This is a genomic window from Nocardia fusca NBRC 14340 (assembly GCF_001618425.1).
Lineage (GTDB): Bacteria > Actinomycetota > Actinomycetes > Mycobacteriales > Mycobacteriaceae > Nocardia > Nocardia fusca.
In genome coordinates, this window is the sequence record NZ_BDCU01000031.1 from 197,555 (window position 1) to 224,154 (window position 26,600).

Consider the following 26,600-nt stretch of genomic DNA (forward strand, 5'->3'; position numbering starts at 1 on the left):
CCGGGAGGGCGATGTCCGGTCTCCGGAGTCGGATGCGAGGTGGCGCCCGACGCGGTCGGGCCGTCCGGGCCTCCCCGACCGCGTTGTGCCTCCTCGTGACCGATCCGCTCAGGCGCGGGTCCGCGCGATGATCAGCGGTACGGACACCCCGTGCAACACCGCCTGGCTGGTCGAGCCCAGGCTCATCCCGGCGAAACCGCCGCCCCCGTGACTGCCGACGACAACCAGCTGGGCGCTCTCGGCCTCGTGCAGCAACCTCCGTGCGGGCCGGTCTTCGACGACGACACGGGTCACCGGGACATCGGGGTACCGTTCCGTGTGCCCGGCCAGGCTCTCGGCCTGGAGAACGCGGGCCTGCTCCTGCATCTCGGGCCGCGACAGGTACCGGAAGAATTCCGACCAGGTGGTGACCGCGACGAGACCGGTGCCGCGGCGCGATGCTTCGTCGAAGGCGATATCGACGGCCTCGGTGCTGCGCGGTGACCCGTCGACCCCGACCACCACGGGCGCGCCCGGGCGGTCGCCGTGTTCACCGTAGCTCTGCGGAACCACGGCGACCGGGCAGTGCGCGTGCCGCGCCAGCGAGGTGCTCACCGAACCGAGCAGCCCTCGTCCGATCGCGCTACGGCCGTAGGTGCCCACCACGACCAGGCGGGCGGCCCGGGATCTCTCGATCAGCGTGGGCGCCGGGTTCGGATCGACCACGAGCGTGGTGATCTCCAGCTCGCCGGCGATCTCGCGGGCGATCTTCGCGGCGGAGGCGCACACGGCCTCTCCGTCGGCCCGCAGCGCTTGATTGTCGAAGGCGACGACCCCGAGCCCGGGCCCGAAATCCAGCGGCGCCCCGACGGCGTACACCAGGTTCAGCGGGTCGCCGTGGCCTGCCGCTGTCCGGGCCGCCCACTGGACGGCGGCGAGCGACGCGGCCGAGCCGTCGACACCGACGACTACGGGCTCTGGGGTATGTGTGCTCACGGTGGGCTCACCTTCTCGCTCATCGGTTCCGGAATCCGCGCCGGCCTGCCGGCCACGGTTTCTCCGCCGATCCGGTTCCTCCGGATACTGCGAGGTTAAAGCGCGGACCACGCGGACGATGGGGGCGTTGGTCCCGGCCGGAAGAGACCAAAGTCGATTTCGGCGAACCTCGGTCTCCTGCTCCGGCCGTTCCGGCGCGGGGAATAATGTCCGGTCTGGACCGGTCCGACCAGCCGGTTGGATTCTCGGGATTCTGGCAGTCGGTACGGGCTACGGTGGGCAACGCGGTCGGGACCAAGGGTGAGTCGATGAATGACAGCAAGACACTGCGGGCCTGGTGGAACGACCCGGTCGACTACCGCTGGCTGGTGCACACGCTGGCGGCGCGATCGGCGCTGGGCCCACTGAAAGTACTGATCGGCGTCGCGGGCGCGGCGATCGCGGTGATGGGTGCCGTGATCGCGGGCACACCGGTGGGGCCGGCCGGTGATCCCGGCATCGCCTCGACGCTCGGGGTGCTGTGCGGGACGCTGTGGGCGCTGCGCTGGTGGTTGCTGTCCTGGCCGAGCAAGACCGAATCGCTGGCGCTGATCGGCGGCGCGGATGTGCTGTTCACGATGGAGTTCCTCCAGGTGCCGGATCGGCTGTTCGGGGCGATGGGCGCGGTGCTGCTCGTGGTCACCGGCAGTTACCTCGGCTTCTTCCACAGCGCGCGGGCCCTGGCAGCGCATTCGGCGTGGTCGTTGCTGTCGGTGATCGTGTTCTCGGTGCGGATCGCGACCGGGGGCGGCGATATCCGGCTGGCCTACGCGGTCGGCCTGCTGTTGTTCGTCTCGGTGGTCAGCGCGCTACCCGCGTTGCAGCTCCTCTACTGGCTGTTGCGGACCGAATCGCTGTCGGACCCGCTGACCGAACTGCTGAACCGCCGGGGTCTGGAGATCCGGCTGCCGCTGATGGTCGACCGGTTTCCCGCGATCTGCGTCATGAGCTTCGATCTCGACCGGTTCAAGAGCGTGAACGACACCTGGGGGCACCGTGTCGGCGATACCGTCCTGGTGCGGACCGCCCGGCGGTTGCACGCCGCCGCGGGGGAGACGGCGGTGGTGGCGCGCACGGGTGGGGAGGAGTTCGTGGTGGCCGCGCCGATGGACGCGGCGGCCGCGCGCGCCGAGGCCGAACGTCTGCGCCGCGTGGTCGCCGACCCGCCGGAGACCGCGGTGGAGGTCACCGCGAGCGTGGGTGTCGCGGTCTTCGACGCGACGACCTGTCCCGGGTGGCCGCGTCCGACCCCGGATCGGCTGCTGCAATCCGCCGACGCCGCCATGTATCGGGCCAAACAGTCCGGTGGGAATCTGGTGGTGGTCGACGAACTCACCCCACCGCGGGACCATCGCCATCCGACTCCCGGATAACGCTTGTGCGGTGAACCGCCCGGTTTCCGCGCTCGGCAACCGGCTGTATACAGGGGGACATGCCAACTCCGCACTGGCAGCCGTTCCTGATCGCTGCTCCGCTCATCGCGTTCACTCCGGGGGCGAACCAACTGCTGTCCTTGCGCAACGCGGTGCAGCAGGGCGCCGTGGATGCGCTGGTGGCCGTGTCCGGCCGGCTGTCGGCTTTCCTGTTGCTGGTGCTCGCGACAGCGGTGGGGCTGGGTGAATTGCTGGTGACCTCCGAGCCGGTGTTCACGGCCGTGAAATGGTGTGGCGTCGCGTATCTGCTCTACCTCGGTGTGGCCATGCTCTACCGGAGCCGCCCCGCCGGCACACCGGACGCGTCCGGCAGCCCGCCGCGAGACGCGTCGTCGCTGCGCCGGACGCGTGGTCAGCTGACGCGGCAGGAGTTCACGGTGGCGCTCACCAATCCCAAGGCGCTGCTGCTGTTCGCCGCGCTCCTGCCCCAATTCGTCGACCACGCGGCGGGGTCCGTACCCGCGCAGCTGATCGCACTGGGTCTCGGCTACCTCGTCGTCGAGTTCGCCGCGGCGATCGTGTACGCAGGGGTGGGCGGAGCCCTCAACTCGTTCGATATGCCGCCACGCACCCGGCGCTATCTGGATCGCGGTACGGGCGTCACCATGCTTGCGGTTGCGGGCGGGCTCGCCTTCGCGCGCCGGTGAGCGGGGCGGCGCCGGATCCGGGCCGGCATTGCCGGTGCGGTTCGAGGACCGGCGCTACCGCCCGGGGTTCATACCGTACGAACTTCGGTGAGCTGCCGCCCACGGTCTTCCCGCGACCCTGCCGCGGGTGCGGTGGACCGGAAGGCGCGCTCGTACTGCGGCGGGTGCGGCAGCCGCGCGCCGAGCCGGTCCGCGGCCTGCCGGATCCAGGCGGGATCGCGCAACAGGGCCCGGCCCAGGAAGACCGCGTCCGCCTGCCCCTGCGCTATGACCTGTTCCGCCTGCTCGGGGCTGACGATCATGCCCACCGCGCTGGTGCGGACCCCGGCCTCGTCGCGTAGCCGCGCGGCGAACGGTACCTGGTATCCCGGCCGCACCGGGATCGCCGCGTCGGGCACGGAGCCGCCGCTGGACACGTCGACCAGGTCCACTCCCAGCCGGTCGAGATGTCGCGCGAGTGCGATCGACTCTTCGACGGTCCATCCCGGCCGGGCGTCCTCGGTGTCGCCGCCGAGCCAGTCGGTGGCCGATACGCGGACAAACAGCGGCAGTTGCGCCGGCCATGCGCGGCGGACCGCGGCCACCACCTGGAGCGCGAACCTGATGCGGTTGTCGAAACTCCCGCCGTAGCGGTCGGTGCGCGTGTTGGACTGCGGCGACAGGAACTGGTGGATGAGGTACCCGTGGGCCCCGTGGAGCTCGAGTACCTGGAATCCCGCCGCGGCGGCGCGCCGGGCCGCCGCGGCGAAATCGTCGACGACAGCGTCGATCTCGGCGATGCTCATCTCGGTGGGTGCGGGCAACCGCCCGAACGGCACCGCGCTCGGACCCACCGTGGGCCAGGTCCGCTGCTCACGGCAGGGGTCGGACCACGGCCGCCCGGTCGCCGCCTTCCGGCCGGCGTGTACGAGCTGGATACCCGGCACCGTGGCCTGGGCACGCAGGAAATCGGTGTGGCGGCGCAGCACCTGGGCCTGCCGGTCGTTCCACAGGCCGAGGTCGTAGTCGCTGCTGCGGCCGTCGGGGGTGACGGCGGTGGCCTCGACCATGATCAGCGCCGCCCCTGCGACCGCCCGGGACCCCAGATGCTGGAGGTGCCAGTCGGTCGCGGTGCCCACCTCGGGACCGTCGGGAACGGCGGCGAACTGCATCATCGGTGACATCCACGCGCGGTGCGCGAAGGTGACCTCTCGCAGGGTGATCGGGGTGAAGAGCTGACTCATTGTCTGCCTGTCCTGGTGTACGGCCGGGTGGTGCCGGAGCCGGGTCCGCCGCTCATCGGAGAGAGGTGAGCCCGAGGAATTCCCGGGCGGAGGCGACCAGCTCGCCTTCGGTGACGCCGTGGGTGAGGGCGAAACGGACCGGATCCGGTTCCGCCATATCGAAGGGGTAGTCGCTGCCGCAGACGATCCGACCGGCACCCGCGTGGCGGCGCAACAGGGTCAGCAGAGGGGGATCGTGGGCGACGGTGTCGAACCAGAGCTTCTCGAACGACTCCGCCGGTGGCCGCGTGGATCCGCTCCGGACATCGGAGCGTGCGTGCCACGCGTGGGTCCAGCGGCCGAGCAGCCCGGCCGAGCAGCCACCGGCGTGCACGAAGCACAGGCGCAGTCGCGGTAGTGCCTCGAGGACGCCGCCGAGCAGGGCCGAAGCCACCGCGGTGGCGGTCTCCACCGGGTTTCCGATCAGATTGGCCAGGTAGTAGTCGGGCCATTCGGGCCGGGGGAGTTGCATCGGGTGCACCAGCACCGCCAGATCCAGCCGGGCGGCCTCGGCGAGCACATGGTGCAGCGGACCTCGATCGAGGGATTCGCTGCCGAGCAGCGGCGGGATCGCGACTCCGGCGATACCCGGCGTCCCGGCGAGTTGTTCGAGCTGCACAGTGGTCCGGCCGGTATGGCCGAAGGCGACCATGCCGAGGCCCACCAGGTTGCCCTCCGACGATGCGACGACTTCGGCCAGTGCGGTGTTGAAAGCGGCGACGTAGTCCTCGGCCCCGTCGGCGTCGTGCACCGGGAAGGCGAACGGAGGTGCGGAGAGCACCCGGACGCCGACCCGGGCGCGGCGCATATCCGCGCGGATCGCGGGCACATCGCTCATCGCGGTGGTCCGGATCGACAGCGGGACGGTCCCGAGGTACAGCTCGCCGTCGCGGTCGTGCATCGGCCCGAACGGAGAACCCGGCGGCAGGTGGAAGAGTTCACGCGGCAGCCAGTGTGCGTGGACGTCGACAACGCCGGGCGCGATATCGGATTCGATCATGCCCGGCCGCCCTCGGTGCCGGCGTGGATCAGCGGTAGCGGCGGGTTCGCGCTGTCGAGGTGTTCGACCGTGGTGAAGACGAGGTCGGTCTCGCCGATGTTCTCGATGTCGTGGAGCAGGTATTCGCCCGGGCCGAAGTGGAAGTGCCGGGTCTCACCGGCCGCGTAGGACACCTCCCGGACGGTGCCGTCGTGGGTGTGCTGGCGGCTGCGGCCGGCGTTGACGGCCGTCCAGAAGTAGTCGAGGACGTGCCGGTGGGCGTGCCATCGTTCACCCGGGGCGAGCCGGATCTCCCACACCCGCACCCGGGGCGATTCACTGAGCAAGGCCGAGCCGACGTGGCCGTCGTAGGCGTGATCGGCGAACTCGGTGCGCAGCCAGTCCGGCCAGCTGTCGAAATCGGTGGCGACGAGTTCGCCCGCGATCGGCAGGTCGTCGAGGAACCTGTTGTCCGTCATATCTTTTCCTGTCTCGAGATGGTGGTGGGTCAGTGACCCGGCCCGTAGAGGCCGAAGCGCAGCTCGGGATCGCCGGGGGTCCAGGTGTTGGTGAACTGGGAGCGGGTGCCCATCGCCTGGACCCGGGCCAGCAGCGACGCGCTGAGTTCGAGCCGGCCGGGCTCCCATTTCGCCAGCGCCGCGGCGATATGCCCGTCGGCGTCGGCCAGTGCCGATTCCAGTGCCCAGGCATCCGCCGCGGCTTTCGCGGTGCCCGCCGCCGCGTGGGGACGCGCGCTGCAGGCGGCATCACCGATCAATGCCACCCGGCCCCGTGCCGTGCTCGCGGAGCGGCAGTCCGAAACCACTTGGAGGTAGGGCTGCTCCGTCGCGGTGACGACCTCCGCGACGGCCGGCGCCAGTACGGCCGCCGCGGTCTCTTTCATCTCCGCGATGTAGCGGTTCTGCACCTGGCCGGGATGGACCGATACCGTACCCGCGAAACCGCGTTTGTCGAGCAGCAGTTCGGTCAGCTCCGGTCCGGCGGGGACGTTGCGGTACCAGACGTAGTTCATCAGCCGGTGTTCCGGGCCGGCGCCCTCGTCACCGGGGATCGGGTAGAGCGTGAGGTGGGAGTTCGGGACCACGCTGTAGGTGATGGCGTCTCCGGTCAGCTCCCGGGTGGCCGGGGAGACGTCGCGGACGGGGACGGTCCCGCGCCAACCCACGTAGCCGGAGTACTGGAGCGTCGCGTCGGGGTCGAAGTGGGCGCGGGCGACCGAGGTGATGCCGTCGGCGAAGACCACCAGGTCGGCGCTCTCGGTGCGGCCGCTGACGAACCGGACGGTGGCCGCGTCGTCGTCCTGGTCGAAGCCGCAGGCGAATTCGCCGAGATGGTAGTGCTCGGTGCCGAAATCCGCGAGCAGCGCTCGGTAGAAGGTTCCCCACGAGGTGTAGGTCCAGGTGCGTTCCTCCCGGTAGACGATGGAGTTCGCCCGGTCCAGGTACTGCACGTACGAGGTCGATGTGCTCAGGTCGGCGAGCTGCTGGGTGCTGCGCTCGGTGAACCAGCGCACGGTATCGGGTTGCAGGACGATCCCGCTGCCGCGCCCGTCGAGCGCGGTGGGCGTGCGTTCGTAGACATCGACGGAGAAGCCGAGGTCGCGCAGGAGCAGCGCGGTGGTCAGCCCGCCGATGGATCCGCCGACGACGATCGCCCGGGCGGCGTCGTAGGTGTTCATGAATGGCTCTCTTCTCGGCCCGCGGCCGGTGCGGAGGGACGGGAGGGTTCCGGTGCGCCGGTGGAGTCCGGAGACGGAGGGTCGGTGGGCAACGGCTTGCCGCGGGTCTCGGTCGCGAAGGCGAGTCCGACGAAGGCGACGAGGCCCAGTGCGGCGATCGCCGCGGTGGCGAGGCCGAGGTTGCCGCTGAACCAGGACGTCGCGATCACCCCGGCGACCAGCGGCCCGGCCGCGGTGATCACGCGCCCGACGCTGTTCACCACAGCGAGTGCGGTGGCCCGCACGCTCGGCGGGAACACCTCGGGACCGTAGATGAAGGTGCCGGACAGCGCGCCGAACAGCCCGAAACCGAGCAACGGCATCGCGATGAGGAAGCCGAGATAGCTGTGTTCGAAGGGGAACACGTAGCCGATCGCGACGGCCGAAAGGACGAAACTCACGGTGAAGGTGCGGCGCCGTCCGAGTGCTTCGGCGAGGAAGCCCCACGACGCGTAGCCGAGGATCCCGCCGGCGTTGAAGAGCATCGAGGCGAGTGCCACCCGGTGGTCGGCGGTGCCCGCGGTCGCGGTCGCGTCGCTCGCGGTCATCTGCCGGATGATCTGCGGGTACCAGGTCGATACGCTCCAGAAGGAGATCAGCGAACCGGTTGCCAGCGCGGTACACACCAGGGTGGGGCGCAGGAGCTGACCCGAGAACAGGCGCCGCAGCACGAATACGTCTTCGGTAGCGGTGTTTTCACCGTCCTTGCGGTTCCGGCGCGCCCGGATGCTCGCTTCGATCTCGGGCGGTTCCGGGACATAGCGGCGGATGAACCAGACCAGCAGCGCGGGAACCACCGCTAGCGCCATCATCATTCGCCAGCCGTGACTGCCGAGCAGCGCGTACGTGGCCGCGGCCACGAAGAATCCGGCGGCGTATCCGGACATCATGACGCCGCCCGCCCGGGCCCGATACCGGTTGCGCCAGGTCTCCGCGATGAGCGCGGCGCCGACGGGTGCCTCGACACCGGAGCCGACGCCCGCGATGAAGCGCAGGATGCCCATCTGCCACCAGGTATCGGCGAAGGCGGCGACCGCGGTGAACACCGCGTAGGTCAGGATTCCGAGGGAGAGGACCCGGGTGCGGCCGAAATAGTCGGCGAGTATGCCGAACAGGATGCCGCCGACCGCCCAGCCGAGGAGGAACAGGGCGACGGTGAGGCCGCCGTAGAAGCCGATCGCCGAGGTATCGGCGGTGATTCCGCTGTGGGGCAGCAGTTCGGTCATGGCCGGGCCGAGGACCAGGACATAGAGGCTGCCGGCGAATCCGTCCAGGCCCCACCCGAGGGTGGTGCCGAGCAGTACCAGCCACTGCATTCGGCTGATCTCGGTGCGTACGGTGCCTGCACCGGTCTGTGGCGTCGTCATCGACGCTCCTTCCGCGAAGGTCGCGTGGTCAGAGGGGAGGTGGGCGCGCGGCATCGCCCCGGGCGGGCTCGCCGGGGTGGCTCCGGCGCCGAAGGGTCAGTTGAGGCGGGTGTTGTCGTCCGGGCTGCCGTACCAGTCGACGTGGTCGTCGGCGATACGCACGACCACGGTTTTGATCCAGGAGAAGTCGTCGAAGGATTCGGTTCCGGCGTCCTTGCCGATGCCGGACTCCTTGACTCCGCCCCAGGGCAGCGACGGCTCGAGCCGGTGATGGTCGTTGACCCACACCATGCCGGCGACGATCCGGTCCGCGACGCGGTGTCCGCGGGCGATATCGCGGGTCCACACGCCGGCGCCGAGTCCGTAGCGGTTGTCGTTGGCCATCGCGACGGCTTCCTGTTCGCTGTCGAACGGGATGACGACCGCGACGGGACCGAAGATCTCCTGTTGGGACACCGTCATGTCATTGGTGGCGTCGGCGAGAACGGTCGGTTCGAGGAAGAACCCGCCCCGGAGCGGCGCGGGCAGGTCGGGGACGCCGCCGCCCGCGACGAGGCGAGCGCCTTCCCGGATACCGATGCCGACGAGTTCGCGGACGCGGTCGCGCTGGCGCGCGCTGATGAGCGGACCCATTTGGGTGTCGGGTGCGGCCGGGTCGCCGATCCGGATGGCGCGGGCCCGCGCGGCGAGTGCGCTGACGAATTCGTCGTAGACCGCGCGCTGGACGAGGAACCGGGATCCGGCGACGCAGGACTGGCCCGCGGCGACGAACGCCGCGAATGCCGCGCCCTCGGCGGCGACGACCGGATCGATATCGTCGAAGACGATGATCGGTGTCTTTCCGCCGAGTTCGGCGGTGACGCGCGCGAATCGGGCCGCGGTGGCGACCGCGGCCGAACGGCCGGCCTCGGTGCCTCCGGTGAGGGTGATCTTCGCGACGTCGGGGTGGTGGGTCAGCCGCTCGCCGGCCGCGCGGCCGCCGGTCACGACGGTGACGACCCCGTCGGGAAGTCCGGCCTCACGCAATATCCGGGCCAGTGCGAGGGTTGTCAGCGGGGTGGTCTCGGAGGGCTTGACCACCACGGTGTTGCCGTTCGCCAGGGCGGCCGAGAGGCTGCGCGCGAGAATCAGCATCGGGTGATTGAAGGGCGTGATGATGCCGCACACGCCGAGCGGGGCACGGCGCTGATAGGTCAGATACGGTCCGTCGCCGGGCAGGACGGCGTCCCGCCGGGCGGTGAGCAGCGCGGCGTTGTACCGGAACCATTCGGGCACTCGGGACAGCTGGGCGCGGGTTTCGGTGACCGGCCGGCCGTTGTTGCGGGTCTCGAGCCGGAACAGTTCGTCGGAGGCGGCTTCGACGGCATCCGCGATACGCAGCAGCAGTTTCGCGCGTTCGCTGCGCGGCAGCGCCGGCCACGGACCGGACTCGAATGCCGCGCGGGCGGCCCGGACGGCCTCGTCGACGGCGGCGGCGCCCTGTTCGGCCACGATATCGATCACCGCACCGGTGGACGGATCCAGGATTTCGCGCGTGGATTGTGCGCTCCGGCCCAGGGACAGGTCGGTCGTGGTGTCGGTCATGGCGCCGTGCCCTTCGTATCGCGTGTCGATGGGAGCACCCTGGTGTGACGACTGTGCTCGGATCGAGAACTTCGTCACAACGTGGGCGCTAATCGAGTATCGAATCCGGCGTGAGCCACATCAATGTCTGCTACTACATAGTTGAACGGTATGTATGTCCGATGAATACACATTGTGTCAGGCTGGGCCGGTGAGCGAAGGACAGAGCGGCGGCCACTCCGCCGAGTTGGTGACCTGGTTGAGCAGCCTGCGCACGCTCAGTGCGGCCGCGGTATCGGGCGACGGGCTGCGCGAGGTGCTCGATCTGGTGGCCGCGACGGCCCGCTCACTGCTCGGGTTCGACTTCTGCGGAGTCCTGACGCCGGGCGCCACCGAGGAGAGTCTGCTCATCACCGGCTGGAGCGGGCTGTCCGACGACTACGTCGCCCGGATCAACGCCGACCGGCCGGTGGGGCTGGACAGCACCGCCCCCTCCACCCGCGCGTTCCGGACCGGACGGCCGGTGGTGATCAGGGATATCGCGGCCGAACCGCAGTTCGGCCCGTGGGGCGATGTGGCGCGCGACCAGGGATACCGTGCCATGGTGTCGGTGCCGCTCGTCGCTGCGGGACACGTCCTCGGCACCCTCAACGGGTACTACAAACCGGTTCACACCTTCACCCACTACGAGACGGAGCGGATGTCGCTGCTCGCGAACCACGCGGCGATCGCCCTCACGTCCGCGCGCCGGCTCGCGGAGATGAGCCGGCTCAATGCGTCACTGCGCGCCCAGCGTGACGTGCTGACCAGATCGGAACAGATCCACGAGCGGTTGCTCGACGTGACGCTGCGATCCGGGGGACTGCAGGGTATCGCCGAGGTCCTCGGTGAGCTGATTGCCCGTCCCCTGCTCGTCGAGGACGCCGGCGGCGCCGTGCTCGCGACGACGGGAGACACCGCGCGGCTGCCCGATTTGCTGTACCGCACCGACATCGATATCCCGCCGCCCGTATCGGCGAAACCCGTTGCGGTAACGGCCGGACCGAGCCCGTACTGGGTGTCGGTGGTACGGCTCGACGGCGAGGTGGTGGCCCGGATCTGGTATCCGGGCGACCGAGGGCCGCTGGACGCGCTGGGTGAGCGCGCGGTCGAGCATGCGGCGCTGGTCATCTCGCTCGAGCTCCTCCGTGTCCGCACGGGGACAGAGGTCGAGCACCGCCTCCGCGGCGAGCTGCTCGCGGAACTGCTCGCCGGCGGCGAGATCGCGGAGGAGGCGATGCGCAGGGCGCACCGGCTCGGCCACGATCTGTCCCGCCCGCACTGCGCGATCGTGGGATCGCTGGGGGCCGACGGCGCAGAAGCCGATCTCCGCACCTATTCGCGCGCCCTCACCGCGGTGACCCAACTGGTCCGCGGCTACCGCCCGCGACCGCTGGCGGCCATGCACCGCGGGCATATCGTTGTGTTGTGGCCGCACGGCGCCGAGACGGAATCCGGTGCTGTCGAAGTAGTGGGCCGCCGGGTGGCAGAGCGCGTCCGGGCGGCGCTGACGACGGCGTCGCGGTCGGTCACCGCGAGTGTCGCCCTCGCCGACGGCGGGGGTACCTGTGCGCAGTCCTACCGCGTCGCCAGGGGCGCACTCGAAGTCGCCGCCCGATCGGGAAACCGGGGCGCGGTGGTGGAACTGGGCGATCTCGGCCTGGCCGGTCTGCTGCTCCAACTCGACGACCCGGTCCAGCTGGCGGCCTATTCCGATCGGGTCCTGGCTCCGCTGACCGGTTACGACCGCAAACATCGGACCCACCTCGTCGAGACCCTCGAGACATATCTCCGGTGCAAACTGAACCGACCCGAAACGGCGGCGGCGCTGCACGTTCACGTGAACACCGTGAAACAGCGTATCCACCGGATCGAGGAGCTCACCGGTTCCGACTTCGCCGACCTCGATACGGTCGTGAAATTCGGTACCGCGCTCACCCTCCGCGATGTCGCGCACGCCGGCCGCGAATCCGCACCGGCGGCGGTCGGCGGATCGGGCCGATGATTCGCTGCCCGGCGGCGGAGTGAGAACGCTCGCCCCTGCCTTCGAATGGCGGTCCACGCTGGGAGTGTGTCTCGACCGTCCACCATCTCCCGGCCGCCCTGCATTGACAACCGGTGGTCGGCGGCTATCCGGCAGGTGGCGCGGAGAGCTGTCGCGACGTCGGGGGTGAGTCCGCGTTCGTATCGGTTTCGCGGAACGCGTCGACGACCAGGGCGGCGAAGCGGCGCGCCGAGGTCTCCCGGCGGGCCGGTGGTACCGCGGCCAGTCCGCGTCCAGTGAGCAGGACGAGCACCAGGTCGTCGATGACGAAGTCGCGCCGCAGTCGGCCGGCTTTCTTGGCGCGGCCGGCCAGGTCGGCGAGCATCGAGAGCAGTGCCGCACGGTGGGCGGCGAAGCCGTCGGCCTCCGGGTGCGCGGACATGAACGCGTCCACGAAGCCCTGGTTCCGGCCGTTGAGCACGGTGATCCGTTCGATGACCGAGCAGAATCCGCGCCATGGGTCGGGATCGGCGCAGCCGTCTTCCACGATCTGCCGGCACGACCGCATCTCATCGTCGAAGGCCGCATCGATCAGGGCCTGCTTCGCCGGGAACCGCCGGTACAGGGTGGCGGGCCCGATCTCGGCCCGGCGCGCGACCTCGCGCATGGTGATGCCGATCCCCTTCTCGGCGAACAGCGCGCGGGCGACCTCGAGGATCCGGTCGCGGTTGTCCTGCGCGTCGGCGCGGAGCATATGAGGCAATCGATCCGGCATGCTTCTCACTTCACGGAAGTGGACGGGGGCGTCCGTTACTTTCGGCCACGGTACCTCGGACAACGAGAGCACAAGGAGACGACGGTGCGAGCAGTGGCGATTCGGCGATTCGGCGACCCGAGCGGTATGACGGTGACAGAGACCCCGGCACCGGTCCCGGCCGCGGGACAGGTGGTTATCGAGACCGAGGCGATCGGAGTGGGTGGCGTCGACGCCGTGATCCGGCGCGGGACACTCGAGGGATACGGGTTCACCGAGGGGCTGATACCCGGCAGCGAGGTCGCGGGTACGGTGACCGCGGTCGGCGCCGGTGTCGACGAGTCGTGGACGGGCCGGCGGGTGTGGGCGTTCACCGGTACCGGTGGCGGCTATGTCGAGCAGGCGGTCGCGCAGGTCGGCGATATCGTCGAGCTCCCGCCCGGCCTGTCGCCGGTCGCGGCGGTGACGCTGGGCAGTGCGGCGCCCGTCGCGCATTTCGGGCTGGCCCACGCGCATTTCGCACCCGGTGATTCCGTGCTGGTGCGCGGGGCGGCGGGCAGTATCGGTATCGCGGCGGTGGAGCTCGCGGTGCGCGGCGGGGCGAGCGCGGTCGCGGTCACGACCTCGGCACCGGACCGCGGCGCCCGGCTCCGCGATCTCGGCGCGACACATGTCCTGGACCGGTCCGGGGGAGGCGATCCGGTTGCGCCGCCGTCCTACGACGTGATCATCGATATCGCCGGTGGGGCGGAGCTGCCCACGTTCCTCGACCACCTCGCACCGAACGGACGTTTCGTTCTGGTCGGCGTGGTGGCGGGGCTGCCGCCGGCGGATTTCGGCATGCGACTCCTGGGGGCGTTCCAGCAGTCCCGCTCGTTCGCCACGTTCAGCCTCGATACCGTCCCGGTGCCCGCCAGGGACGCGGTTCGGGCCGAACAGTTCGCCGCCGCCGCCCGCGGCGAACTGCACGCCGTCGTGCACGAGATCCTGCCACTGGAGCAAGCTGCCGAAGCCCATCGCCGAATGGACCTCGGCACGGTGTTCGGGCGGATCGTCCTCACTCCCTGAACAGTGAACCGCACGCCTCGGTCGCACGGGAACCGCTGTGCGCGCGCCGAAGGTGTGCCGTGCCGGGCGGGGCGTGCGCTGCCACCACTCGGTCCACGGGGGTGTCGGTGGGGCTCGGTAGCGTCTGGCTCGTGGAAACCGGTGAACGCATCCAAGAACTCGCGGACCGTGTGGTGGCGCTGCGCGACGCCTACTACCGGGGCGCGCCGCTGGTCGCCGACGCGGAATACGACGCGATCGAGGACGAGCTACGGGGCCTGATCGAGGCGCACCCCGACCTCGCGCCCGACCCGAACCCCTTGGAGCAGGTCGGGGCGCCCGCCGTGCTGCACGCCCCGATCCGGCATTCGCGGCCGATGTTGTCGCTCGAGAAGGCGACCACCCCGGATCAGGTCGCGGCGTTCTTCGATCGGTTCCCCGGGCAGTCGGTGGTGGTGATGCCGAAGCTCGATGGTTTGTCCCTGGCCCTGGTTTTCGAGGACGGGCGGTTGCTGCGTGCCGTGACCCGCGGTGACGGCACCACCGGTGACGATGTGACGGTACTGGTCCGCGCCTTGGTCGACGGGGTGCCCGACCGGATCGATGTCCCGGGGCGGGTGGAAGTGCGCGGTGAGGCGGTGATGCTGCGGTCGACCTTCCTCGGCTACAACACCGCGCACCCGGACAAGCCGCTGATCAATCCGCGCAATGCCGCGGCGGGCACACTGCGGGCGAAGGACCCGGCCACGGTTGCCGAGAGGCGGTTGCAGTTCTTCGGCTTCGATCTCGACACCTCCGCCGGCGGCGCCGCGGCCGACCTGGCCGAGGGGCTGCGGGCGTTGGGGATCGCGGGGGCGCAGATGCGGGTGTGCGCCGACGCCGAGCAGGCGCAGGCGGCGATCACCGTGATCGAACAGGGGCGCAACAACCTGGACTACGACATCGACGGCGCGGTGCTGCGACTGGCCGACCGCGACGCCTACGCCGCGGCCGGGACCCGGTCCAACAGCCCGCGGGGCGCGCTGGCGTTCAAGTTCGCAGCCGAGGAGAAGACCACACTGCTCAACGAGGTGGTCTGGGACGTCGGCAAGACCGGCAAGATCGTCCCGGTCGCCTGGCTGGAGCCGGTGTTCGTGGGCGGCACCACGGTCACGAAGGCGACGCTGGCCAACCAGCAGGTGATCCGCGCCCGCGATATCAAGGTCGGGGACACCGTGCTGGTACGCCGCGCCGGCGATGTGATCCCGTTCGTGGCCGGTGTGCTCGACGCCTCGAAACGCACCGGCGACGAGCGCGAGATCGTGCCGCCCACCAGCTGTCCGTCCTGCGCGCAGCCGGTGACCGAACAGGGCAACAGCCGGGAACTGTTCTGCACCAACGTCGCCTGTCCCGCACAGACGGTGCGCAGGCTCATCCACTGGGCGTCGCGGCCGGCCGCCGATATCGAGGCCTTCGGCCAGGTGTGGATCGAGCGCCTGGCCGAGGCGGGCATCCTGGAGCGTCCTTCGGACTTCTACACGCTGACCACCGAGCGCCTGCTCGAGTTCGACCGTATCGGCGAGACCTCGGCCGCGCGCATGATCGACTCGGTCGACGCCGCCCGCCGGGTGGGCCTGCGCCGCGCGCTGATCGGCCTGGCGATTCCGATGGCCTCCGAAGGTACCGCCGCCCGCCTGGCCCGCGCGGGATTCCGTTCCCTGGAAGAGGTCGCCGACGCGGGCGAAGAACGACTCGTGGCCGTGGAGGACATCGGCCCGAAAGTGGCGGCTTCCCTGGTCGAGCACCTCACCCGCCTGCGTCCGGAACTGGAGCGGTTGCGTGCCGCGGGCGTGAGTCTGGACGTGCTCGACGAGGATCTACCACCGGTCGTCGCGGCGGGTGCGCCGCTGGGCGGCAAAACGGTGGTGATCACCGGCGCGATCAGCGACCCGCGTTCGGGGGAGAAGGTCGCCCGCCCGACATTCCAACGCCTCTGCGAGAAGGCGGGTGCCACGGTGGCGTCCTCGGTGTCGGCGAATACCGACCTGCTCATCACCGGTGCGGGAGTCGGCGACAGCAAACTGGCCAAGGCGGCGAAGCTCGGTGTCGAGGTTGTCGATCAGGGTGATATCTGGAAGCTGCTTGTCTCCGCGGGAGTCGTTTGACTCTGCACCCGGCGGTCCGTGCCTCGAGGATCCGGGGGCGCCGGCATCGGTGCCCGGCCAGGTCATCGCCCGATTTACTGCTCGTTTCAGAATGAGATTCGGAGGCGTCTCAAACAGATGGTGCTGCAGGCGAGTTCGAGCAGCCCCTGATGTAGATCGGCGCGAATCTCGTAGCGAGTGCGAAGGCGCTTGAACTGGTGAAGCCAGGCGAAGGTGCGCTCTACGACCCACCGAGTCTTGCCCAAGCGGGAGCCGTGTGGAGCGCCGCGGCGGGCGATCTTCGGAGTTATCGCGTGGCGTCGGGCTGACATGGTTCGCGGATGCCGGGGTTCCGCTGCATCGGCTTCAGCGGAACCAACCCCACGTTGATCCACCGCGCGCTGCTGCGGCTGTCGTAATTTCCTGCAGTGCTGTCTACCGGATCCCTGGCGACGGTCAGAACAGTCGGGCCTGGTCGTCAACGTCATCGGGTGGATCCCGAAATCGGCGGCTACGTGGTCCAGCGCCACGCCTTCTTCGCGGTTGCGGGCGACCCGAACCACATCGTCACGGAACTCCTGCGGGTAGGGCTTGGGCACGATAGCTGCCTTCCAGGCTCGCCTATCGGCAAGCCGGATCGATGTCCCTCTCCGTGCAGCAGCCCCTAAGCTGACGTTTGTGGAGCTCTTCGTCGGTATCGATATGGGGACAGGGAGTAGTAAGGGGGTGCTCGTGCGCCCGGATGGAGTGGTTGTGACCGAGCATCAGGTGGGTCATGAGATGTCGATGCCGCGGCCGGGGTGGGCCGAGGTCGACGCGGTGGGCTTGTGGTGGGCGGAGGTGTGCGCGATCAGTCGCACACTGATGGCCGCCGTACCGTCGGGGGCGCGGATCGCCGGGATGTGCGTCAGCGGTGTCGGTCCGTGCCTGGTGTTGTGCGACGAGGAGCTCGAGCCGGTACGGCCCGCCATTCTGTACGGCATCGACACCCGGGCGTCGGTGGAGATCGCCGAACTCACCGAGTTGTTCGGCGCGGAGCAGATTCTGTCGCGGACGGGCAAATCGCTGTCGAGTCAGGCGGTCGGCCCGAAAATCGAATGGGTGCGCAAGAACGAACCGGAGGTGTTCGCTCGTGCCCGCCGCTGGTACGGTTCGAATTCATTCATCGTGGCGAAGCTGACCGGTGAGTATGTTCAGGACCATCACACGGCCAGCCAATGCGATCCACTGTATTCGATTCGCGACTTCGACTGGAACGCCGAATGGGCGGGGCGCGTTCTGGGCGCGCTGCCGCTGCCCCGGCTCGTGTGGCCGTCGGAGGTGGTCGGCGTGGTGACCGCGCGGGCGGCCGCGGAGACCGGGATTCCGGCGGGCACGCCGGTCGTCGCGGGCACCGTGGATGCCTATGCCGAGGCATTCAGCGTGGGTGTGCGCGATCCCGGTGACCTCATGCTGATGTACGGATCGACGATGTTCCTGGTGCAGGTGCTGGAATCGTTCCATACGAACCCGGCGCTGTGGACGACGACGGGTGTCCAGGAGGGGACTTTCGCGCTCGCGGCGGGAACATCGACCGCGGGTACGCTGGCCAACTGGTTGCAGAAGGTGACCGGCGGGGCCCCATTCGACGTACTGATGGCCGAGGCGGCGGCCGTGCCGGCGGGCTCGGAGGGCTTGCTGATGCTGCCCTACTTGGCCGGTGAGCGCACGCCGGTATTCGATCCGGACGCGCGCGGTGTCGTGGCCGGACTGACGCTGCGGCACGGACGTGGACATCTGTTCCGCGCGGCCTACGAGGGAATCGCTTTCGGGATCCGCCAGATCCTGGAGATGTTCGACAACGCCGATTCGCCGGTCTTGCGGGCCGTCGGCGTCGGTGGGGGGCTGCGCAGTCCGGTGTGGGCGCAGGCGCTCAGCGATATCACCGGGTTGACCCAGCTGCAGCCGGAACAGACCATCGGCGCGAGTTACGGTGACGGCCTGCTGGCCGCTATCGGCGTGGGACTGGTCGCACCGGAGACGGATTGGACGCGGATCGCCCGCGAGATCGCGCCGAACCCGGAATACCGCGAGCGATACGACGCCCTGTACGAGACATGGCTGCAGCTGTATCCGGCCACCCGGGACCAGGTGCATACCCTGACTCGGCTCAGCTGACCGCGTAACCACCGTCGATCGGAACGTCGACGCCGTTGATCATCGAGGCGAGGTCGGAGGCGAGGAACAGCGCTGTCGCGGACACCTCCGCGGGTGCGGCGAAGCGGCCCAGCGGGATGCGGGCCAGCATCGGCGCAGCCTTCGCTTCCTCGCCCCAGACTTTGCGGCCCATATCGGTGAGCACAATGGTGGGGCACAGGGAGTTCGCGCGCACGCCGTCGGGCCCGAGCTCGAGTGCGAGCACCTTGGTCGCCATCACCAGGCCCGCCTTCGACGTGCAGTACGCGTAGTGCTCGGGCAGTGCACGCAGGGCGGCCGCGGAAGCGACGGTCACGATCGATCCGCCGCCGGCCCGGGCCATCGCCGCACCGACGGTGGCGGCGAGCAGTGCGGGGGCGCGCAGATTGACGGCGAGGACCTCGTCGAACGATGCGGCCGTCAGATCGGTGACCATCTCCGGATGTGAGATCCCTGCATTGTTGACGAGCACGTCGAGCCCGCCGAAGACCGCGGCGGCCTCCGTGGCCAGCCTGGTAGGAGCGCCCGAATCGGCGAGGTCGGCGGCCACCGCCGCAACGGGGACTCCGTACTGCTCTTCCAGTTTTTCGGCCTGAACGGCCAGTGTGCCGTGGTCGCGACCGGACAACACCAGCGAGGCCCCCGCATCCGCGAAAGTCTCGGCGATATCGGCCCCGATGCCTTTCGACGCACCGGTGATCAGTACGCGCTTACCGTCGAGACGAATCGAGTTCACAGACTCTCCAGAAGCTGTTGTGCGGTCGATGGATCGGTGACGAGCTGGTTGAAGTATCCGGCGCGCGCCCCGGCGAGAATCGGCGTCACCTTGTCCGCGCCGACGGCCACGGCGATCCCCACCGGGATTTTCTGCAGCACGGACAATTCCACGGCAATCAGCCGTTCGCGGCCGGGGAAGTCGACGGGTTCGCCTTCGCGGTTGTAGAACCGCGAACACACATCGCCCACCGCTTCGCGTAGGGATGCGGAGGTGGTGGGAACGAACTGTGGTATGTCATCGCGCAGCAGTGGCGGCGCACCGACGCCCATGAGTGCGCACCGCGCCCGTGGCCACAGATTCAGCACGCGCTGAATGGACGGATCGGCATGCAGGGTGTCGTAGAGCTCGGGTCCGGGGAGGGCGGGGGCGAACAGGTAGTTCGGCCGGCCGCCGAGTTTGTTGGAGATGAGCCGGGTGATCTCGTTGGTCTGATACCACTCCTCGGGCTGGTCGTTGCCACCGACGGTGGGGGTGACGAGGACACCGGGGATGCGTTCGAGGTCGAACTGCGCCACTTGGTGGACGGTGCGTCCCGACGAGACCAGCAGCACGTCCCCGGGGACCAGCCCGACTTCCGTAAGTGCGCGTGAGACCGCGGGTGCGAGGTAGCTGCCCATCACCTCCACGGTCGGCTTGGCCGGGGTCGGCGCGGGTAGCGGCGCGGACAGATACACCCGTCGCAACCCGATCGCGTCGGCGAGGGTGTCCGCGAGATCGCCGCGGTCGTCGGCATGGGGTGCGCGCACTTCGATGTGGACGATGCCCTGGCGGCGGGCTTCGGACAGCAGCCTGCTCACGGTGGCCCGGCTCACGCCCAGCTTATGGGCGACTTCGGCCTGGGTGGCGTCCTCGTCGTAGTACATTTTCGCGGCCGCGTAGAGCTGCGACGGCGCGAAGCGGCCACCCTCGGCGCTTGTCAGCGCACGAGTTTCGGAGCTGCTGTGCATGGCAGAAGTATCGCATTGCACATCAGTTCACGCCAATAATTCCGTGAACATTCGTTCTGGACCAATGTGCCGACCTGGGTTAGTGTGATCGCGAACATAGGGATGAAGGGCAGTGGTGATGACAGAGACGATGCAAGCGGTGATCTGCCACGGTCCCGAGGACTACCGGCTGCAAGAGGTTCCCGTTCCGGTACCGGGGCCCGGCGAAGCGCTGGTGCGGGTCGAGGCAGTGGGCATCTGTGCGAGCGATCTGAAGTGCTACCACGGGGCGCCGAAGTTCTGGGGCGATGAGAACCGCCCCGCGTGGGCCGAGACGGAGGTGATCCCCGGCCACGAATTCGTCGGCGAAATCGTGCAGATCGACGCCGCCGGCGCAGCCCGCTGGGGCGTCGGGGTAGGGGACCGAGTGGTTTCCGAGCAGATCGTGCCGTGCTGGAAATGCCGGTACTGCCTACGCGGGCAGTACCACATGTGCAAACCGCACGACCTCTACGGTTTCAAGCGCCGGACCCCGGGCGCTATGGCGCAATTCATGGTCTATCCCGCAGAAGCGCTGGTACACAAGGTGTCCAAGGACCTTCCGGCCGCACACGCCGCATTCACCGAGCCGCTGTCGTGTTCGCTGCACGCCGTCGAACGGGCGGGTATCACCTTCGACGATGTCGTGGTGGTGGCGGGTTGTGGTCCGATCGGTCTCGGCATGGTGGCCGGTGCGCGGGCGAAGAGTCCTGCCCATGTCATCGCCCTGGATATGGCGCCGGAGAAGTTGCTGCTGGCTCGTGAGTGCGGCGCCGATATCGTGATCAACATCCGCGACGAGGACGCCCAGGCGATCGTCATGGAACTCACCGACGGCTATGGCGCCGATGTCTACCTGGAAGGCACCGGTCATCCCTCCGCTGTGCCGCAGGGCTTGAATCTGTTGCGCAAGCTGGGAACCTACGTCGAGTACGGCGTCTTCGGCAGTGATGTCTCCGTCGACTGGAGCATCATCAGTGACGACAAGGAGCTCGATGTGCGCGGCGCGCATCTGGGCCCGCACTGCTGGCCGGCCGCCATCCGCATGCTCGAGTCCGGCATCTTGCCGATGGACAAGATCTGTACACATCAGCTACCGCTCAGCGACTTTCAAAAAGGTCTCGATCTGGTGGCCAGCGGAACCGAATCGGTGAAGGTTTCGCTGATTCCGTCCTGACCTGCCGAAAAGTTCGATGAGGAACAGATATATGAGCAGAAATCAGTTCTCGCGCCGGGACATGCTACGGGCTTTGGGCCTGGCCGGTGCGGCCGCCGCGGCGCTACCGGTGCTCTCGGCCTGCGGCGTGGGTGGCGGTTTCGAGGCCGTCAACGGTGCGGGCGAGGTGAGCGGCCCCTTCGACTGGCGCGCTGCGGAGGGGACGACTCTGCACCTGTTGCAGACGCCGCACCCGTACCAGCAGTCGCTGCAACCACTGCTCGCCGAGTTCACCCGGCTGACCGGCATCACGGTCGACACCGATCTGGTACCGGAGGCCGACTACTTCACCAAGTTGAACACCGAATTGGCCGGTGGCACCGGAAAACACGATGTCTTCATGCTGGGTGCCTACTTCATCTGGCAGTACGGGCCCCCCGGTTGGCTGGAGGATCTGGCCCCGTGGATCGCCAACTCCTCGGCCACCAGTGACACGTACGACTTCGAGGACATTTACGAGGGTCTGCGCACCTCCACCCGATGGGACTTCGAACTCGGCAGTCCGCTCGGTACCGGCGGACAGTGGGCGATCCCGTGGGGCTTCGAGAACAACGTGGTCGCCTACAACAAGGCCTACTTCGACCAGCGCAAGATCACGTTGCCGGACACCTTCGACAATTTCATCCAGCTGGCCGTCGATCTCACCGACCGTTCCCAGCACCGGTACGGCATCGCCACCCGCGGATCCAAGTCGTGGGCCACCATCCATCCCGGCTTCATGACGCAATTCGTCAGGGAGGGCGCGAAGGATTACGAACTCGTCGACGGCCGGCTCGAGGCCGCCATGGCCTCGGATGCCTCGGTGGACTTCACCGAGAAATGGATCGAAATGCAGCGTCTGGCCGGGCCGACGTCGTGGACCACCTACGACTATCCCCAGGCCACCGGCGACCTCGGTGACGGCACCGCGATGATGGTCTACGACGCCGACAGCGCGACCTACCCGAAGAACAAGCCGGGTGCCAGTGCGCAAGCGGGCAATATCGGCTGGTATCCGGGCCCCGCCGGACCGGGTGGCAATTACAACACCAACCTGTGGACCTGGTCGCTGGCAATGAACGCGCAGTCGAAGAACAAGCATGCGGCCTGGTTGTTCATCCAGTGGGTCACAGGTAAGGAAGCCCTCTCGAAAGCCGTGCAAGGCGGGATCTTCGCCGATCCCGTGCGCAAGTCGGTTTTCGACGGCGTGTTCAAACAGCAGCTCGGCGGGATGCCCGGCTACCTGGAAGCCTTCGAGACGGTGATCGGCAGCTCGAAGATCCAGTTCACGCCGCAGAAGAAGTTCTTCGACACCACGGAGGACTGGTCCGTCGCGCTGCAGGACATCTACGGCGGTGCGAGCGCCCGTTCCCGACTGGCCAGCCTGGCCAAGACCTGTACGTCGAAGGTCAATCTCTGACCCGGCGTGGGTCGAAGAAAGGGAGGTCGACATGACCACTCAATCGGTGCGTCCACCGTCACATGCCGACCCGGAAAAGCCGGGTACAGCGAAGCGAACCGACCCTCCGGAGGTGCCGCGATGGCGGCGGTCGCTGCGGCCGTACTTGCTGTCGATTCCGGCGGTGCTGATCGTAGTGGGGATTCTCTACCCGTTCGTGATCGGCGCGTACTACTCGGTGCTCAATTACGCCGCGGTGAACCCTGATCCGATCTTCGTCGGAATCCGCAACTACGTGAGCGTGCTGGGTGACGTCGAATTCTGGACCAGTGTCCGGGTCACCGGCACCTTCGCGATCGTGGCCACCGCCCTCGAGACGCTCGTCGGCGTCGGCATTGCCCTGTTGCTCAACCGTTCCAGCATCATCGGGCGGATTTTCGAGAAGGTGCTGATCCTGCCGCTGATGATCGCGCCGGTGATCGCGGGCGTCATCTGGAAGCTGATGTTCAACCCGCAGTTCGGCGTGCTCAACCACATCCTCGGTCTCGGATCCACCTTCGACTGGCTCAGCAGTGACAATGCCCTGTGGTCGGTGATCCTGGTGGATCTGTGGATCTTCACTCCGTTCGTCGCGATCCTGGTGCTCGCCGGCATCCGTTCGCTGCCCAAGGAACCGTTCGAGGCGTCGGCGGTGGACGGCGCGAGCTGGTTCTACATGTTCCGCAAGCTCATGCTGCCGATGCTGTGGCCCTACATCCTGGTCGCGGTCATCTTCCGCTTCATGGACAACCTCAAGGTTTTCGACGCGGTCTACGTCCTCACCTCGGGGGGTCCTGGCGTAGCGACGCGGACCCTGCAGATCGGGGCCTTCGAGGACTCCATCATCAACCTCGATTACTCCCGCGGCAGCACCTACATGTTCTTGCTGTGGGTGATCGTGTTCATCACCGCACGCGTCCTCGTGAGCGTGCTCGGAAAAGCGCAGCGTCGCGCTGCCGGAGCGGAGTCGTAGATCATGGCCAAGGAACTCTTACCCGGGCAGCGCCGTTTCACCCCGGCCTCCGTGGGCGCGGATATCGTGCTGATCGGCTGGTTCGTCTTCTCGCTGTTCCCCATCGTGTGGATGGTCCTGCTGGCGTTGAAGACGCCGGCGCAACAGACCACCACCTACTTCACATTCAGCCCCACCCTGGAGAACTTCAGTACGGTGCTGAGCGGGAAGGGCACCGAACTCACCAGCGTGGACTTCAAGGCGGCGCTGGTCACCAGCCTGATCAATTGCGGTGGCGCGGTGATCGTTTCCCTGGTCATCGGTATTCCCGCAGCCTATGCGGCGGGCCGGTGGCAGTACAAAGGCTCCAACGACCTGATGTTCACCATGCTCTCGTTCCGGTTCGCTCCCGAACTGATGGTGATCGTTCCGCTGTTCGTCATCTACAACCAGATCGGCCTGTTCGACACCAAGGTCGGCATGGTGTGGGTGCTCCAGCTGGTGACGATGCCGCTGGTGGTGTGGATCCTGCGGTCCTATTTCCAAGATCTGCCGGAAGATCTGGAACAGGCCGCACTGCTGGACGGATACACCCGCCGCCGGGCCTTCGTGATGGTCGCGTTGCCGCTCGTGCGGCCGGGTATCGCCGCCGCGGCACTGCTCGCGTTCATCTTCGCCTGGAACAACTACGTGTTCCCGCTGATCCTGGCCGACAGCAATGCCGCCACCGTGACCGTGGCGATCACGAAGTATCTCGGCGGTGGCGGACAGGCGTATTACAACCTCACCGCTGCTGCCGCGGTGATCGCAGCCCTACCACCACTGATTCTGGCGCTCACCATCCAGCGATACCTGGTGCGCGGCCTCTCCTTCGGGGCGGTGAAATCCTGATGGCGGATCTGACGGTCAACGGACTCACCAAGCACTACGGTAAGACGGTCGGCATCGACGATATATCGCTCGATATCGTCGACGGCGAATTCTTCGTCATCCTCGGTCCCTCGGGTGCGGGTAAGACCACCACGCTGAAATCGATCGCCGGGCTGGTCCAGGTGGATGGTGGTTCGGTACATATCGGCGGCGCGGATATGACGAACATCGAGCCCTATCACCGCAATGTGGCGATGGCGTTCGAAAGTTACGCCCTGTATCCACAGCAAACGGTGGCGCAGAACCTTTCCTCCCCGCTGCGCTCCGGACGTAACGGGAAGTACTCCGCGGCTCAGCAACAGGAGCGCGTCGATGCCGTCACTGTGACGCTCGGCATCGACCATTTGCAGCAGCGGTTTCCACGGGAACTGTCCAACGGGCAGCGCCAGCGCGTGGCCCTGGGCCGGGTGCTGATCCGGCCCGCGGACGTCTATCTACTCGACGAACCGCTGTCTCATCTGGACGCGAAACTGCGTGCGGCCATGCGAGCGGAACTGCGCGAGCTCGGTCGGATGTCGAATACGACGACCGTCTACGTCACCCACGACTACCAGGAAGCTCTGGCACTGGGCGACCGAATCGCCATCCTGCGCGACGGCAAGCTGGTGCAGGTGGATGCGCCGGACGCCATCTGGCGCAGGCCGATCGACACCTTCGTGGCCAAAGCGCTCGGCCAGCCGGAGATCAACATCGTCGATGCGATCGTCGACGATGGCGCGCTGCGGGTACCCGGAAGCAGTATCGAGATTCCGGTGCCTACCGAACTCGGCCTCGGCACGGGCAGCGCTGTCCGGCTCGGCATCCGCCCCTGCGATATCACCCTCGCCGCCGTAGCAAGCACCGCACCCGGGGTGGCGAACCTGACCGGCGTGATCACGCTGACCGAACGACTCGGGCGCAGTATCGAGGTCTCCGTCGATATCGGCGAAACGTCGCTGATCGCGCTGTCCCCGGGCGGACCGCATATTCGCGAGGGCGGCACCGTGGTGGTGACGGTACCGCTGGCCGATGTGCACATCTTCGAAGCAGGCGAACCCGGCAGCGACAGTCTCCGTCTCGGTGCTGCCGCATCCAACTCCCAGGAGCGGCGATGACAGTCGAAACCAGAAACGGGTCGACGGCGCAGCGGTTGACCCTCGAGCGCCTCACCAAGACCTACGTCGCACGCGGCCGGGAAAGCTTCCAGGCGGTCAAGGGCATCGAGCTCGATATCGAACCCGGCGAACTCGTCGCATTGCTCGGTCCATCGGGCTGCGGGAAAACGACCACTCTGCGTATGATCGCCGGTCTCGAGACGGTGAGCAGCGGCGACATCCGCATCGGCGACCGCACCATCACCAACCTGCCGCCCGGGAAGCGCGGTGTGGGCGTGGGATTCGAAAGCTATGCCCTGTATCCGCCGCTATCGGTGCGGCAGAACCTCGGCTACGGGTTGAAGGCGCGCAAGGTCGCGGACGCCGACCGGCTCGTCAGCGATATCGCGCAGCGGCTGGAACTGCAGGATGTGCTCGACCTGCGGCCCGCGAGCCTGTCCAGCGGGCAGAAGCAGCGGGTCGCGCTGGCACGGGCGCTGGTCCGGAATCCGCCGGTACTGCTGCTGGATGAGCCCCTCTCGCATCTGGACGCCTCGGCGCGGCAGCAGGTCCGGCGCGAATTGAAGGTGCTGCAAAGGGAATTCGGCTACACCACGATCGTGGTCACGCACGACCAGGTGGAGGCGCTGAGCCTGGCCGACCGGCTCGCCGTCATGGACGGCGGAATCATCCAGCAGTTCGGCACACCCGACGAGGTTTTCGACGATCCGGCCAACCGCTTCGTCGCCGGATTCGTGGGCGAGCCGCAGATCAACATCGTCGACGGTGTGGTCCGCCGAGACAGTGCGGGCACGGTCGTCCAGATCGGCAGCGGTACGGTACCCGTCGCTGTCTCGACGGTCGCGGACGGTCAGCAGGTCGAGGTCGGTATCCGGCCACAGGACAGCCGGCTCTCCACCGAGCCGGCCGGCCCCGGCCGGCTGACGGCGTCGGTGCGCTACTTCGAACACTTGATGGAGTTCGGCCGCGCGGCGCTGGATGTACCCGGTGTCGCGGAGCCCGTACTGGTCGAGACCCCAGCCCAGCAGAACTTCGCGGTGCACCAGCAGGTCGCGCTGACGGTACCGCCGGAACGGGTGTACCTGTTCGATCCCGAATCCGGACAACGATTGCGATAGAGGGC

At 68.1% G+C, this 26,600-nt stretch carries 23 protein-coding genes; 12 read left to right on the top strand and 11 right to left on the bottom strand.

What is annotated here, in order from left to right:
* Nucleotides 1–108: 108 nt before the first annotated feature.
* Nucleotides 109–975: a universal stress protein gene (locus tag NF4_RS21270; protein ID WP_063129112.1), complete on the bottom strand. Its 867-nt coding sequence runs from the start codon at nt 973–975 to the stop codon at nt 109–111.
* 308 nt (nt 976–1,283) lie between these two features.
* On the opposite strand from NF4_RS21270, the gene NF4_RS21275 reads away from it, so the two are divergent.
* Entirely contained in the window at nt 1,284–2,387 is a 1,104-nt protein-coding gene (locus tag NF4_RS21275) for a GGDEF domain-containing protein (protein ID WP_063814663.1), read from the top strand.
* A 59-nt stretch (nt 2,388–2,446) separates the two neighbouring features.
* Nucleotides 2,447–3,094, top strand: coding sequence for a LysE family translocator (locus NF4_RS21280; protein WP_063129114.1), 648 nt, complete (start codon nt 2,447–2,449; stop codon nt 3,092–3,094).
* 68 nt (nt 3,095–3,162) lie between these two features.
* Here NF4_RS21280 and NF4_RS21285 read toward each other — a convergent pair whose 3' ends face one another.
* The 6 genes from NF4_RS21285 to NF4_RS21310 form a co-directional block, all read right to left on the bottom strand.
* Nucleotides 3,163–4,317 carry an NADH:flavin oxidoreductase/NADH oxidase gene (locus NF4_RS21285; protein ID WP_063129115.1) on the bottom strand — a complete coding sequence of 385 codons (1,155 nt, stop codon included), beginning with the start codon at nt 4,315–4,317 and terminating at the stop codon, nt 3,163–3,165.
* 52 nt (nt 4,318–4,369) lie between these two features.
* Nucleotides 4,370–5,356 carry an amidohydrolase family protein gene (locus NF4_RS21290; RefSeq protein ID WP_063129116.1) on the bottom strand — a complete coding sequence of 329 codons (987 nt, stop codon included), beginning with the start codon at nt 5,354–5,356 and terminating at the stop codon, nt 4,370–4,372.
* Nucleotides 5,353–5,814: a cupin domain-containing protein gene (locus NF4_RS21295; protein ID WP_063129117.1), complete on the bottom strand. Its 462-nt coding sequence runs from the start codon at nt 5,812–5,814 to the stop codon at nt 5,353–5,355. The genes NF4_RS21290 and NF4_RS21295 overlap by 4 nt, the downstream gene beginning before the upstream one ends.
* 29 nt (nt 5,815–5,843) lie before the next feature.
* Nucleotides 5,844–7,034, bottom strand: a complete 1,191-nt coding sequence (locus tag NF4_RS21300; protein WP_063129118.1) for an FAD binding domain-containing protein — start codon at nt 7,032–7,034, stop codon at nt 5,844–5,846.
* Entirely contained in the window at nt 7,031–8,440 is a 1,410-nt protein-coding gene (locus NF4_RS21305; protein WP_063129212.1) for an MFS transporter, read from the bottom strand. The genes NF4_RS21300 and NF4_RS21305 overlap by 4 nt, the downstream gene beginning before the upstream one ends.
* A gap of 96 nt (nt 8,441–8,536) precedes the next feature.
* Nucleotides 8,537–10,024 (bottom strand): aldehyde dehydrogenase, encoded by a 1,488-nt coding sequence (locus tag NF4_RS21310; RefSeq protein ID WP_084533305.1) that lies wholly within the window; start codon nt 10,022–10,024, stop codon nt 8,537–8,539.
* Between the two features lie 190 nt (nt 10,025–10,214).
* Here NF4_RS21310 and NF4_RS21315 point away from each other — a divergent pair, with 190 nt between their 5' ends.
* Nucleotides 10,215–12,047 carry a helix-turn-helix domain-containing protein gene (locus tag NF4_RS21315; protein ID WP_232330584.1) on the top strand — a complete coding sequence of 611 codons (1,833 nt, stop codon included), beginning with the start codon at nt 10,215–10,217 and terminating at the stop codon, nt 12,045–12,047.
* Nucleotides 12,048–12,171: 124 nt separating this feature from the next.
* On the opposite strand, the gene NF4_RS21320 is transcribed toward NF4_RS21315, so the two are convergent.
* Nucleotides 12,172–12,801, bottom strand: a complete 630-nt coding sequence (locus tag NF4_RS21320) for a TetR/AcrR family transcriptional regulator (RefSeq protein ID WP_063129119.1) — start codon at nt 12,799–12,801, stop codon at nt 12,172–12,174.
* 126 nt (nt 12,802–12,927) lie between these two features.
* Between NF4_RS21320 and NF4_RS21325 the strand changes: the two genes are divergently transcribed.
* Both NF4_RS21325 and ligA read left to right on the top strand, forming a co-directional pair.
* A complete protein-coding gene (locus NF4_RS21325) occupies nt 12,928–13,848 on the top strand; it encodes a zinc-binding dehydrogenase (RefSeq protein ID WP_232330585.1) in 921 nt (306 codons plus the stop codon).
* A 131-nt stretch (nt 13,849–13,979) separates the two neighbouring features.
* Nucleotides 13,980–15,971, top strand: a complete 1,992-nt coding sequence (ligA, locus tag NF4_RS21330) for an NAD-dependent DNA ligase LigA (protein ID WP_063129215.1) — start codon at nt 13,980–13,982, stop codon at nt 15,969–15,971.
* A gap of 86 nt (nt 15,972–16,057) precedes the next feature.
* Here the strand turns inward: ligA and NF4_RS40070 are convergent, their stop codons facing one another.
* The gene (locus NF4_RS40070; RefSeq protein WP_369690944.1) at nt 16,058–16,438 is read right to left on the bottom strand and encodes a transposase; all 381 of its coding nucleotides are present in this window, start codon (nt 16,436–16,438) and stop codon (nt 16,058–16,060) included.
* 190 nt (nt 16,439–16,628) lie between these two features.
* Here NF4_RS40070 and NF4_RS21335 point away from each other — a divergent pair, with 190 nt between their 5' ends.
* Nucleotides 16,629–18,107 (top strand): FGGY-family carbohydrate kinase, encoded by a 1,479-nt coding sequence (locus tag NF4_RS21335; RefSeq protein ID WP_063129121.1) that lies wholly within the window; start codon nt 16,629–16,631, stop codon nt 18,105–18,107.
* Here the strand turns inward: NF4_RS21335 and NF4_RS21340 are convergent.
* Both NF4_RS21340 and NF4_RS21345 read right to left on the bottom strand, forming a co-directional pair.
* Entirely contained in the window at nt 18,100–18,861 is a 762-nt protein-coding gene (locus NF4_RS21340; protein ID WP_157120483.1) for an SDR family NAD(P)-dependent oxidoreductase, read from the bottom strand. The two genes, NF4_RS21335 and NF4_RS21340, sit on opposite strands and share 8 nt — an antisense overlap.
* Nucleotides 18,858–19,850 carry a sugar-binding transcriptional regulator gene (locus tag NF4_RS21345; protein ID WP_063129122.1) on the bottom strand — a complete coding sequence of 331 codons (993 nt, stop codon included), beginning with the start codon at nt 19,848–19,850 and terminating at the stop codon, nt 18,858–18,860. Before NF4_RS21345 ends, NF4_RS21340 begins: the two co-directional genes overlap by 4 nt.
* A gap of 118 nt (nt 19,851–19,968) precedes the next feature.
* Between NF4_RS21345 and eltD the strand changes: the two genes are divergently transcribed.
* From eltD to NF4_RS21375, 6 genes are read left to right on the top strand one after another with little or no spacing between them, the layout of a single operon-like run.
* Nucleotides 19,969–21,045, top strand: a complete 1,077-nt coding sequence (gene eltD / locus NF4_RS21350) for an erythritol/L-threitol dehyrogenase (protein ID WP_063129123.1) — start codon at nt 19,969–19,971, stop codon at nt 21,043–21,045.
* Nucleotides 21,046–21,076: 31 nt separating this feature from the next.
* Nucleotides 21,077–22,483 carry an ABC transporter substrate-binding protein gene (locus NF4_RS21355; RefSeq protein ID WP_439956765.1) on the top strand — a complete coding sequence of 469 codons (1,407 nt, stop codon included), beginning with the start codon at nt 21,077–21,079 and terminating at the stop codon, nt 22,481–22,483.
* Between the two features lie 31 nt (nt 22,484–22,514).
* Nucleotides 22,515–23,474: a carbohydrate ABC transporter permease gene (locus NF4_RS21360; protein ID WP_063129124.1), complete on the top strand. Its 960-nt coding sequence runs from the start codon at nt 22,515–22,517 to the stop codon at nt 23,472–23,474.
* A 3-nt stretch (nt 23,475–23,477) separates the two neighbouring features.
* Nucleotides 23,478–24,344, top strand: coding sequence for a carbohydrate ABC transporter permease (locus NF4_RS21365; protein ID WP_063129125.1), 867 nt, complete (start codon nt 23,478–23,480; stop codon nt 24,342–24,344).
* Nucleotides 24,344–25,477: an ABC transporter ATP-binding protein gene (locus NF4_RS21370; RefSeq protein ID WP_063129126.1), complete on the top strand. Its 1,134-nt coding sequence runs from the start codon at nt 24,344–24,346 to the stop codon at nt 25,475–25,477. The genes NF4_RS21365 and NF4_RS21370 overlap by 1 nt, the downstream gene beginning before the upstream one ends.
* On the top strand, nt 25,474–26,595 hold the full coding sequence (locus NF4_RS21375) for an ABC transporter ATP-binding protein (RefSeq protein WP_063129127.1): 1,122 nt from the start codon (nt 25,474–25,476) through the stop codon (nt 26,593–26,595). Before NF4_RS21370 ends, NF4_RS21375 begins: the two co-directional genes overlap by 4 nt.
* The last annotated feature ends 5 nt before the right edge of the window (nt 26,596–26,600 follow it).